At 71.0% G+C, this 11,454-nt stretch carries 9 protein-coding genes, 1 tRNA gene and 1 pseudogene; 7 read left to right on the top strand and 4 right to left on the bottom strand.

Features of this window, described 5'->3' with window-relative positions:
• Positions 1-200 precede the first annotated feature (200 nt).
• Positions 201-737, bottom strand: a complete 537-nt coding sequence (locus FOE67_RS06135) for a PH domain-containing protein (protein ID WP_182661259.1) — start codon at positions 735-737, stop codon at positions 201-203.
• A gap of 64 nt (positions 738-801) precedes the next feature.
• On the opposite strand from FOE67_RS06135, the gene FOE67_RS06140 reads away from it, so the two are divergent.
• Together FOE67_RS06140 and FOE67_RS06145 are read left to right on the top strand one after the other, a co-directional pair.
• Positions 802-1,422: a TetR/AcrR family transcriptional regulator gene (locus tag FOE67_RS06140; RefSeq protein WP_182661262.1), complete on the top strand. Its 621-nt coding sequence runs from the start codon at positions 802-804 to the stop codon at positions 1,420-1,422.
• Positions 1,423-1,503: 81 nt separating this feature from the next.
• A tRNA-Leu gene (locus tag FOE67_RS06145) sits at positions 1,504-1,591 on the top strand.
• A 111-nt stretch (positions 1,592-1,702) separates the two neighbouring features.
• Here the strand turns inward: FOE67_RS06145 and FOE67_RS06150 are convergent.
• A complete protein-coding gene (locus tag FOE67_RS06150; protein ID WP_182661264.1) occupies positions 1,703-2,752 on the bottom strand; it encodes a LacI family DNA-binding transcriptional regulator in 1,050 nt (349 codons plus the stop codon).
• 367 nt (positions 2,753-3,119) lie between these two features.
• Between FOE67_RS06150 and FOE67_RS06155 the strand changes: the two genes are divergently transcribed.
• Genes FOE67_RS06155 through FOE67_RS06170 form a run of 5 tightly spaced genes read left to right on the top strand, consistent with a single transcriptional unit; the run spans position 3,120 to position 8,127 of the window.
• Positions 3,120-4,397, top strand: a complete 1,278-nt coding sequence (locus tag FOE67_RS06155) for an ABC transporter substrate-binding protein (RefSeq protein ID WP_182661266.1) — start codon at positions 3,120-3,122, stop codon at positions 4,395-4,397.
• 7 nt (positions 4,398-4,404) lie between these two features.
• Positions 4,405-5,388, top strand: coding sequence for a carbohydrate ABC transporter permease (locus FOE67_RS06160; protein ID WP_323384340.1), 984 nt, complete (start codon positions 4,405-4,407; stop codon positions 5,386-5,388).
• Positions 5,388-6,272, top strand: a complete 885-nt coding sequence (locus FOE67_RS06165) for a carbohydrate ABC transporter permease (protein ID WP_228473603.1) — start codon at positions 5,388-5,390, stop codon at positions 6,270-6,272. Before FOE67_RS06160 ends, FOE67_RS06165 begins: the two co-directional genes overlap by 1 nt.
• A complete protein-coding gene (locus FOE67_RS28955; protein ID WP_438874189.1) occupies positions 6,269-6,979 on the top strand; it encodes a ThuA domain-containing protein in 711 nt (236 codons plus the stop codon). Before FOE67_RS06165 ends, FOE67_RS28955 begins: the two co-directional genes overlap by 4 nt.
• Positions 6,964-8,127: a Gfo/Idh/MocA family protein gene (locus FOE67_RS06170; RefSeq protein WP_323384342.1), complete on the top strand. Its 1,164-nt coding sequence runs from the start codon at positions 6,964-6,966 to the stop codon at positions 8,125-8,127. Before FOE67_RS28955 ends, FOE67_RS06170 begins: the two co-directional genes overlap by 16 nt.
• A gap of 172 nt (positions 8,128-8,299) precedes the next feature.
• On the opposite strand, the gene FOE67_RS06175 is transcribed toward FOE67_RS06170, so the two are convergent.
• Both FOE67_RS06175 and FOE67_RS06180 read right to left on the bottom strand, forming a co-directional pair.
• The gene (locus FOE67_RS06175) at positions 8,300-10,981 is read right to left on the bottom strand and encodes a phospholipase D-like domain-containing protein (RefSeq protein ID WP_182661272.1); all 2,682 of its coding nucleotides are present in this window, start codon (positions 10,979-10,981) and stop codon (positions 8,300-8,302) included.
• Positions 10,978-11,454: pseudogene (locus tag FOE67_RS06180) on the bottom strand (hypothetical protein); the annotation flags it as partial. The pseudogene FOE67_RS06180 and the gene FOE67_RS06175, both read right to left, overlap by 4 nt.

Raw genomic sequence — 11,454 nt, forward strand, 5'->3', positions numbered from 1 at the left:
GTGGATCCCTCGGAGGAGAACGAAGCCTCGCCGAGATCAAGGCGAGCGAGGGGCGGATCGTCACCTTCATCGACGAGTTGCACACCGCGGGGTGCCCCCGGCACAGGACGCCCCGTCCCCGGCGGGCCCCGGCCGGGCCGGTGGCGGGACGGCCGGGTCACCGGTCGCGGCGGTGCCGCTCCCCCGCTCCGCCCCGGCGCTCATGTCGCGTCCCCGGGGGTGCGGCGGGTGATCTCGGTCAGCCGGTCGGCGGCCTCCCGGGCCACCTCCGGGTCGAGGCCGGGGATGCGCACGGCCCCGCTGGAGGAGGCCGTGGTGACCACGAGCGTGCTCAGTCCCATCACCTGCTCCAGCGGACCGCGCGAGGTGTCCACGGTCTGGATGCGGGATATGGGAGCGATCCGCCATTCGCGCACGAACCAGCCACTCGCCGCGTAGACGGCCTCCTCCGCGATCTCCCACCGGTGCACGGCGTATCGCCAGGAGGGGACGACGGCGGTACGGAGCACGCACAGCACGACGAGGCCGACGAGGAGGGGGCCGCTCCACACCCGGCCGCCCTCCCACATCGCGTACAGCAGGGCCGCACCGCCGATCAGGGGGAGGAATCCGACCAGGGAGCGCAGGGTCCACCAGGGGACGGCGCGTCGCAGGATTCGGTGGTGGGGCGGTCGCAGCACCATCGGTGCCCCGGATCCCCCCGTGGTCTCGTCGGGAACGGTCGCCGGTTCGGTCATGGGACAGAGTGTCCCACAGTGGGTCGTAGACGCTCCACCGTAATACACGCCCTATCCTTCTCCCATGTCGGAGAGCCCCCCTCCCGGTGCCGGAGCCCCCCGGTCGCCCGGCACCACGGAGCGCACCCGTCGCGCGATCCTGGACGCGGCCGTGACGGCCTGGACCGCGGACCGCACCGCGCCGATGTCCGAGATCGCCCGTCTCGCGGGCGTGGGCCGCAGCACCCTGCACCGCTACTACGCCGACCGCCCCGCTCTGCTCCGGGCCCTGGACGAGGAGGCCTTCGTGCTCACCGTCCGTGCCTTCGCCGAGGCCGAGCCGGAGCGCGGGACGCCCGTGGAGGCGCTGCGGCGCCTGGTGCGGGCGATGTTCGACCTGGGTCCGGTGATGAGCCTGCTGTTCACGGAGAACCGGACCGACGAGGAGGGGGACTGGGACGCCGACCGATGGGAACGGATCCACGCCCCGGTCGGGGCGCTCTTCATGCGCGGACAGCGGGAGGGGGTCATCGCGCCGGGCGTGGACGCCGACTGGTTCGTGCGCTGCCTGTGGTACCTGCTCTCGGCCGGGTGGGAGGCGGTGCGGGAGGGGACCACGGCCCGGCAGCGGGCACTGGACCTGGTCATCGGCACGCTGGAGCACGGTCTGCTCGCCCCCGGCACCGACCGGGGGGAACGCGGGTGAGAGCACCCCCGGGGACTTGGTATGGTGAACACGTCGCCACGACACCGCGCGGAACACCGTCGGGTCGGCGGCGGAACACCTGTCCGGGTGGCGGAATGGCAGACGCGCTAGCTTGAGGTGCTAGTGCCCTTTATCGGGCGTGGGGGTTCAAGTCCCCCCTCGGACACCATCGAGGACCCCGGCCGCGCCGGGGTCTTTTCCGTTTCCGGGGCCCCGGCCCCCTCGTGGCCGACGGGGCCCGTCCTCCCGCCGCCCGGGGTGGCGGGAGGACGGGCTCCGATCATCCCCGGGGGACGGGGGGCGCGGTGCTGTCGCGCACGACGAGCCGGGTGGAGAGTTCCATGCGGTCCACCGGCAGGGTTTCGCCGCGGGCCAGGGTGAGCAGCATCGTCGTGGCCTGACCCCCCATCTCGCGGAGGGGCTGCCGGACGGTGGTGAGGGCCGGGACGATCCACTCGGCGGTGGGCAGGTCGTCGAAACCGACGACGCTGAGGTCCCGGGGGATGCGCAGCCCCGCCTCGGCGGCGGCCTGGTACACGCCGATCGCCTCGTGGTCGTTGGAGGCGAAGACGGCGGTGGGCGGATCGGGCAGGCACAGCAGCCGGCGGGTGTGGGCGAGGCCGTCGGCGATCTGGAAGTTGCCGATGCGGATCAGGTCGGGGTCGGGGCGGATGCCCGCCATGTCCAGGGCGGCGCGGTAACCGTCGAGCCGGGCCCGGGCGGCGAGCACCCCCTCCGCGCCGGTGATCACCGCGATGCGGCGGTGACCGAGTTCGATCAGGTGACGGGTGGCCGACAGCCCCCCGTTCCAGTTGCCCGCGCCCACCGAGGCGGCGTCGTGGCCGGGCGCGCCGGTGGGATCGACGAGCACATAGGGGACGCCGCGGCTGCGCAGCCGGTGGTTCTGGTCCTCGGTGAGGCCCGAGCACACGGTGATGACGCCGGTGGAGCGGCGGGCCAGGACGTCCTCGACCCAGTCGCGGCCCGGCACCTGACGGCCCTGCAGTTCGGTGACCACCACCGCCAGGCCGTGCTCGCGGGCGACCCGCTGGACCCCGTGGAAGATCTCGACCCCGTACAGGCCGTTCAACTCGTGGAAGACGAGCTCCAGCAGCGGGGCCGGGCGCCCGCCGCGCTTCTGCCGCCGGTAGCCGTGGCGGCGGATGGCGCCCTCGACGAGTTCCCGTGTCCCGGGAGCGATGTTGTCCCGCCCGTTGACGACCTTGGACACCGTGGCGACCGAGACGCCGGTGCGTTTGGCGATCTCCGCGAGAGTCAGCGGCCCGCCGGAAGCTTCGTCGCCCTTGATGCTGTTGTGGGCAGAGGTCATACGGCACTATAACGCGACCGCTCATCCTCTTTGATGGGAAATGTTCGGTTATACAGCCTCCCGGAGGGCGTCCCGGGGTCCCTCCCGGAGGCATCCCGCCGCCCCGAAGACCAAGAAACTTTTCAAGACTTTACCGAAACCATCGAATCGTCTTGACGCCGTCACCCCCGTGGCCCACCGGGACGGAGTGTTCGACAGGGGCTGAAATCACCCCCCGTCCACACCCGCCCATACTCCCCGGAGTCGTGTTATGACGCCGTGACATGACGACGCACCTCTTGACGGAGGTGGCGAACGTTCTTACCGTTTCCGGCCACGTGATTGTTTCGTAGTTGCTCCGGAAATTTTCGTAGACAAAGGCGTTTCGATGACCAAGAGCTTCTCCCGCAGACGTGTCACCCCGATCGTCCTCGCCACGGCACTCGGCCTCGCCGCGGTCGGATGCGGCGGCAACTCCTCGTCCGGTGGCGACGGCAACTCGTTCGAGTTCTGGTCGTTCTCCGGCATCAACCAGAAGGCCGCCGTCGAGAAGTACGAGGAGGCCAACCCCGATGTCACGGTGAAGCTGACGGAGGTCGGCACCACCCAGGAGACCGCCCAGGCGCTGACGACCGCGCTGGCCGGCGGCAAGGTCCCCGACCTCGTTCTCATCCAGGGCGATGACCTGCCGCGGTTCGTGGAGCAGCCGCAGAACTTCCACGACCTGCGGGAGTTCGGCGCCGACGAGATGAAGGACGACTACCTGGACTGGGTGATCAACCAGAGCGTCGCCCGGGACGGCTCGATCATCGGCATCCCCACCGATGTCGGCGGCATGGCCGTCGCCTACCGCACCGACCTGTTCGCCGAGGCCGGCCTGCCGACCGACCGGGACGAGGTCGGCGCGCTGTGGCCGACCTGGGAGGACTTCATCGAGGTGGGCCGGCAGTACACCGAGGCCACCGGCAACGCCTTCATCGACAACGCCCCCACCAGTGTCTTCTACCAGGCCGTCAACCAGGTGTCGCAGAAGTACTACGACGCCGACGGCGAGCTGATCCACGACACGAACCAGGAGGTCAGGGACGCCTTCGACCTGGCGCTCGACGCCATCGCCGCCGACATCTCCGCCGGGCAGGCCTCGTTCACCGAGGGGTGGAGCGCCGGGATGCAGCAGGGCGCCTACGCGGTGGTGGCCGCACCCTCCTGGATGCTCAACAGCATCCGCAGCAACGCGCCGGACACCGAGGGCAACTGGGACGTCGCCACCATCCCCGGTGGCGCCGGCAACTGGGGCGGCAGCTACCTCGCGATCCCGGCGAAGGCCGCCAACCCCGAGGCCGCCTGGGGCTACATCAGCGAGATGCAGTCGCCCGAAGGACAGTTGGAGCACTTCCTCGACTCCGGCGCCCTGCCCACCACCCCCGAGGTCTACGGCGACGAGGACCTGACCGCGAACACCGACCCGTTCTTCTCGGACGCGCCCATCGGCACCATCTACACCGACTCGCTGCTGGGGCTGGAGCCGTTCCTGATCGGCCCGGACAGCGCCACCATAGGCAACGAGTTCCTCAACGCCCTCACCGCCGTCGAACAGGGGGGCGCCGACCCCGCGGAGGCCTGGGACACGGCGCTGGCCAACATCCGCACCGCCATCGGGCAGTGAGGAATCCGTGAGTACACGCACCCTGTCGGGGCCGAGGTCCTCCCTCCCGCCGACGGCCCCGAAGGGGGCCGCGGCGGGGGCGGACGGGCCGAGGCCGGTCCGGCACCGACTCGCCGAACGGATCGCGCCCTACACCTACATCGCGCCGTTCTTCCTGCTCTTCGCGGTGTTCGGTCTCTTCCCGCTGTTGTTCACCTTCTACATCGCCCTGTTCGACTGGAACCCCATCGGCGACCAGACCTTCATCGGCTTCGACAACTTCACCCGCCTGTGGGATGACGGGCGGTTCTGGAACGCCACCCGCAACACGCTCAGCATCTGGTTCCTGTCCACCGTGCCCCAACTGTTGGCCGCGCTGCTCCTGGCGCACCTGCTCAACCACGCGCGGCTGCGCTTCTCGGGCTTCTTCCGCATGACGATGCTGGTGCCCTACATCACCTCGGTGGCCGCGACGACGATCGTCTTCGCCCAGATGTTCGACCGGGACTACGGCCTGCTGAACTGGCTGCTCGGCCTGGTCGGCGTCGGACCGATCAACTTCCTCCAGTCGACCGGCGCCAGCCACGTGATGATCGCCACCATGGTCGCCTGGCGCTGGTTCGGCTACACCACCCTGCTCTACCTGGCCTCCCTGCAGGCCATCCCCCGCGAGACCTACGAGGCCGCGGCGGTCGACGGTGCCGGGGGCCTGAAGCAGTTCTGGCACATCACGATCCCCTCCCTGCGGCCGATCATCATCTTCACCGTCGTCACCTCGACGATCGGCGGCCTGCAGATCTTCACCGAGCCACTGCTCGCCGGGAGGGCCACCCCGCTCACCTGCGGGCCGACCCGGGAGTGCCAGACCCTGACCCTCTTCCTCTACGAACAGGGCTTCGGGGGCTATGAGTTCGGCTACGCGGCGGCCATCGGCGTGGCGCTGTTCGCCATGATCGTCGTCATCGCGCTGATCAACTACCTGCTGTCCACCCGTATCCGCTCGGAGCGATGATGACGACCACCACACCCCCGGTGGCACGCCGGTCACCACCGGCACGCCGTCCCCGTTCCCCGGGGCGGGTCCCCTGGTGGGCCTACGCCCTGCTGGTGTTCGCGACGTTCGTCTGCATCTTCCCGCTGTACTGGATGTTCGTCGTCGCCTCCACCGACACGGCCACCGCCAACCAGATGCCGCCGGCGGTCATCCCCGGCGGCAACCTGCCCGACCGCATCGACCTGGTCTTCAGCACGGTGCCGTTCCTCCGTTCCATGATCAACAGCGTGGTCGTGGCCGGCTGCATCGGCATCGGACACGCCGTCATGTGCTCGCTGGCCGGCTTCGCCTTCGCCAAACTGAACTTCCGCGGTCGCGACACGCTGTTCCTGTTGCTGGTGCTCACCATGACCGTGCCGATGCAGCTCGCGATCATCCCGCAGTACCTGATCGTCTCCGAGCTGGGCTGGGTCGACAGCCTCCAGGCGGTGATCGTGCCGGGGCTGCTGCTGGTCAGCGCGTTCGGTATCTTCTGGATCCGGCAACACCTGTCCGTTACCCTGAGCGACGAGCTGATGCAGGCCGCCCGGATCGACGGCGCCAACACCTGGCAGATCTTCTGGCGCATCGCCTTCCCGATCGTCCGCCCCGCGGCGTTCGTCCTGGGACTGTTCAGCTACGTCACCGCCTGGAACGACTTCCTGTGGCCCTTCGTGGTCCTGAAGTCGCCCGACAACTTCACCGTTCAGATCGCCATCAAGGCCCTCCAGAACAACTACGACATCGACCTGGGACTGGCCATGGCGGGGTCCTTCCTCGCGACCCTGCCCCTGCTGGTGCTGTTCGTCTTCGTCGGCCGGCGCATGGTCGCCGGCATCATGGAAGGAGCGTTCAAGGGGTGACGGACCACACGGACCACACGGACCCCACGGCCACGAGCCGCCCCGGGACCGACCGACCGACCCGGCGGGCCCTGGTGGTACGGGGCGGCTGGGAGGGGCACAGCCCGATCGAGGCCACCGACCTGTTCCTCCCCTTCCTCCGCCGCCACGGCTTCCACGTCACGACGGCCGAGGAACTGGAGGTCTACGAGGACACCGAACTGCTGGCCTCGACCGACCTGATCGTCCAGTGCTGGACCATGGGCGAGATCACCCGGAAGGAATGCGCCAACCTGGTCGCGGCCGTCCACGCCGGGACCGGGTTCGCCGGCTGGCACGGCGGCATCGTCGACTCCTTCCGCGGCGACCTCGACTACCAACTGCTGACCGGGGGCCAGTTCCTGATGCACCCGCCCGAGTTCTCCACCCACCGCATCGACCCCGTCGACACCTTCGCCGACCACCCGGTCATCGCCGGGCTCGGTGCCTTCGAGGTGCACACGGAGCAGTACTGGGTGGCCACCGATCCGCTGAACGACGTCCTGGCCACCACGACCTTCGAGGCCGACGAGACCCTTCCGCGCCCGGTCACGATCCCCGCCGTGTGGACCAGACGGCGGGGGCTGGGCCGGGTCTTCGTCTCCACCATCGGCCACAAACCGGACGACTTCGACGTGCCCGGGGTGCGCACCGTCACCGAGAGGGGGATGCTGTGGGCCTCCCGCTGAACGTCGGCATCGTCGGCGCCGGCAACATCAGCCGCGCCTACCTCACCACCCTGACCGCCCTGCGCGATCTCCGGCGCCCGGGTGACCCCCTCGGCGGCGACCCCCCGCACGGCCCGCGGTTGACCGCCGTGACGGACCTCGACCCCGACCGTGCCCGCCGGCTGGCCGAGGAGGCCGGCGACGACGTCGCCGTCGCCGGCTCCCTCGCCGAGCTGCTGGCCCGCGAGGACGTGGACGTCGTTCTCAACCTCACCGTTCCCGCCGCCCACGCCGAGGTGTCCCTGACGGCGCTGGAGGCGGGCAAGCACGTCTACGGCGAGAAACCGCTGGCCGCCGACCGAGAGGGCGCCGACGCGATCCTCGCCCGCGCCCGGGCCGCCGGGCTGCGGGTCGGCTGCGCCCCGGACACCGTCCTGGGCACCGGCCTCCAGACCGCCCGCGCGGCCGTCGACGACGGGCTGATCGGCACCCCCCTCGCCGCCTCCGCCTTCATGACCTGCCCGGGACACGAGAGCTGGCACCCCGACCCGGAGTTCTACTACCGGCCCGGTGGCGGCCCGCTGCTCGACATGGGCCCCTACTACCTCTCCGCCCTCGTGCACCTGCTGGGCCCCGTCACCCGCGTCACCGGAGCCGCCTCCCGGGCGCGCGCCGAACGCACCGTCGCCGGCGGCCCGCGTGCGGGCACCCGGTTCCCCGTGGAGGTCGACACCCATGTCACCGGCGTCCTGCACCACGCCGGCGGGGCGCTGACCACCCTCGCGATGAGCTTCGACGTGCACGCCGCGCGGCTCCCCCTGCTGGAGGTGTACGGCACCGCCGGGTCCCTGTCCGTCCCCGACCCCAACCTCTTCGACGGCTCCCCCGCCCTCGGCCGGGGCGACTCCTGGACGCCCCTGCCGCACGCCGCCGGCTACCGGCCCGGCGGGCGCGGCGTCGGCCTGGCCGACCTGGCCGACGCCCTCCGTGACGGCCGCCCCCACCTCGCCTCGGCCGAGCTGGGAGCCCACGTCCTGGACACCATGCTCACCCTCCTCGACGCCGCCCGCGAGGGCCGCACCCTCCCCGTGACCCGTGCCGTGGAACGCCCCCCGGCGATGCCGCGGGACCTCTCCCCGACCCCCGCCACCACCGCGTCCGACGCATAGGCCGGGCCGGGCGGGGCGGCATGTCCGACCCCGCCCGGGCCGGGTCACGGCCGGAGGCGGGGCCCCGGGCGACCGGGACGTCCGTCCCCGTGGCGCCGGGTGCCCCCACGATCCGCACGCCCCGGCCGGCCGCGGTGACGGCGGACGTGCGGGACAGACGCCTCGGCGCGGTTCAGCTCCCGGGGGAAGGGATCGTGAACAACCGTCCGATCAACTGCGGATAGGAGAGGCCGGCTTTCGCGAGCATCCGACTCAGGGGCTCGGGGGGTCCGACCGACAACGGCGTGGGACGACCGACGAGGCCGGGTACCGCGGATACGTCCCCACCGGCGAAGCGTGACTCCGGGGTGGCCGGCGGATCCACCCGGTAGACACGCCACACCCGGGCCGGGGCGTTCATCAGGACCAGCCGGGACCCGTCCCACGCGGCGAAGGCCCATCGGTCGCTCCTGCCACGGGCTCTCACGAGCAGGCTCCCCGCGGGTGGGACACCGAGTCGCGAAACCGCCCTGCCCACCACCGGTAGGGGGTTGCCGAAGGCCCCCTCGATCTCCCACATCCCCTCCTCGCGCCTCATCGACCATCCCGTGGCCGAGAACTCCTCGATCACCTCCGCCCCGGGGTTCCCGTCCCTCGCCAGGGCGATGAGTCGTTCCACCTCGCTCCGCCGGACGACCCGGGCCAGCGGTCGCTCCGAATCGAGCATCAGATCCTCGACCTGCCCGGCCTTCGCCCCGGCGACCATCTCCCGACAGCGATGCCACGCGCGGGCGGCCACCACGTCGTGCTCGCTTCCGCCGGTGAGGGTGACATCCTGCGCCAGCAGCGTCATCACCACGGCCACCACGGAGTTCAGGCGTCCCGGGACCGAGGGGTGGGACGGCTCCGTGTGCTGTGCACCACCCTCCGGCAGGGCGAGGAGGAGATCCTCCAGGTCCCGGCGCCAACTGTGGTCGTCCTCGTCCCAGACACCGGCGGCCAACAGGCGTACGCACAGACCCGCCACCGCCAGGCGGACGGGAAGCGGCGCCCGCGCCTCCTCCCCGGAAGCGGGACCGGAGGGTCGGGAGGGACCGTCGAGAGCCCTCACCCAGCCACGCGCCCGGGCACGAAACCGCGCGCGCCGGTCGGGCGGAACGTACGGGACGAGCGGCTCACCGATCACCGAGAGGGCCTCTTCCGCCTCCTGCGGTTCCTCCTCCCGGTCCTCGTCCTCGTCCTCCCGCCCGGTGATCGCGGACACCGTCCATCTCGACACGGGGGCCTGTGGCAGGTCGATCATCGACACGTCGAAAGCCACCTCGGTCAAGGATGTCCCGATCATCCGGCGGCATTCCTCGAGGTAGGTCTCCCACCGGTCGGTGTCCCCCGCTCTCCCCGACTCCGCCGGCACGGCCGTCGCCCGCCCCTGCCGCCCGGAGGTCACGGCGATCCACTCGCGCAGCCGCGCGATGTCGGCTTCGAAACGGCGCGCGGTGCCCTCGTCCGTGAACAACTCCCCGACCGTGTACTCGTGGCGCAACCGGGGCGCGTCGCCGAGGTCGGGGCGCCGTGCGCAGTGCGCCGGGCTGTGGACGAAGACGACGGGGGAATGAAGGACGGTACCGCCCGAGCGCGCGCTCGCCCGGATCGCCGCCCCCGGCGCCCCGGGATCCGGGAAGGTGTGGACCTCGGCTCCCGCCGGGACCTCGCCGATGTCCGTCCAGGAGCCCGGTGAACCGTCCGGGGAGGAGGCGATTCCCACGGGTGTGGGCCAACCGCGCGCCAGGACGACGGTCAGCCTCCCGTCGGTGGTCTGCGCCCCGAGCAGGACCGGCGCGGCGGGACCCGTGCGAACGGACCGGACGGTGCAGTCGGGCAGTTCGGCGGGAGACACGAGGTCGCCCTCGTCGGGAAGCAGGGGGTCGGTGTCGGACGCGAGGACGGCGAGTTCGCAGTTGCCGCCCCCTGCGGTGGAGGCGCACAGGGCGGCGCCGGTGAGATTGGGGCTTCCCGTGAGGCTGTGACGTCGGTCGCCGATTCGCCATTCCAGGAACTTGCCGTGCCTCAGCCGGGTCTCGTCCAGGAAGCGGATCCCCGCCGAGGAATCGGGGAGCGCCTTCCGGATCGCCTCGGCGTCGTAGCCGGACCAACGGGGTTGGAGACCGAGGAGCGTGCGCCGGGGGGTCGTCCGCCCGATGATCCTTTCCAACGCCCGACCGGTCGGATCGATGAACGGCGCGTAGGCGTGGAGTTCGTCGACGGGGCCGGGCGGCAGTTGGTCGAGCAGGGGGTGGTGGAGATTGTGCAGCAACCGGGGACCGGTTTCGGAGCCGGCGGGGGCGGCCACGTACCGCTCGGCCAGGATCCCGGCCAGCTCCCGGAGGTGTCCCGCGGACCAGGGCGCCATGTCGACGACGTCGGGAAGTTCCTCCAACCAGTCGGCGAGATCCGCCAACAGAGGATGGGACGCGTCGTCCTCCGTCTCGAGGACGGTCCAGAGTTCCTCGTTGGCCCCCCAACCGGAGAGCGTGGGGTTCCCGGATCCCACCGCCAACCGGCAGGCGCGTTCCCCGATCAGAAGTGCCACCTTGGGGTGGAACGCTCCGGCACAGGTGGCGAAACCGTGCAGGTAATCACGCCCGGCCCTCCGCACGTCGACCGGGTCGTACAGCCCCTGAGCGGCGTCACCGATCACCGCCGTACGGGCGCCCGAGCCCCGGGCGAGAGGCAGGGCGACCTTCTCCAGGAAGGGAAGGTCGACGGTGAAGCCGAGGAAGAGCGCCTCCGACAACCTCTGCTCGTCGCGGCGTTCGACCCACTCGCGCAACAGCGTGAGGGGAGAGGCGAATCGCTCGTGCCGCACCTCGCTCATCGGGGAACCCCCAGGACCGGGCGTCCCGCGGGGGTGACGCCGAGGTGATCGCCCTCGCTCACGAAGAGCCCCAACTGTTCGGCCATCGAGCCCAGCTGATGGATCCGGATACCGATCTCGGAATCCCCTTCGTCGCCGGTCCTGAAGTACCTTTCGTCGCGAACGTGCAACCGGGAGAAGATCGTGAGTCCTCCCGTCGCGGGATCGATGCGCAGCTTCGCCAACGCCACCCGGCGGGACTGGGCGAGCATGTCGTCCACCAGGCGGGCGGCGAAATCGGCCGCCGGACGATCGATGTGATCGACGAGGAGGCCGTCCACCCACGTGGGGTCGAGGAATTCGGCACGGTGCCGTTGTCGCCCCAGGAAGACGGCACGGCCGCGTTCGGACAGATGGCCCGGCCGGGACCTCAGCGCACCCACGATCAGAAGACGAACATTGGTCATCGGATCCTTGGCACCACCGGCCAGGAG

It is taken from the genome of Streptomyces calidiresistens (genome assembly GCF_014141525.1).
GTDB classification, from domain to species: domain Bacteria; phylum Actinomycetota; class Actinomycetes; order Streptomycetales; family Streptomycetaceae; genus Streptomyces; species Streptomyces calidiresistens.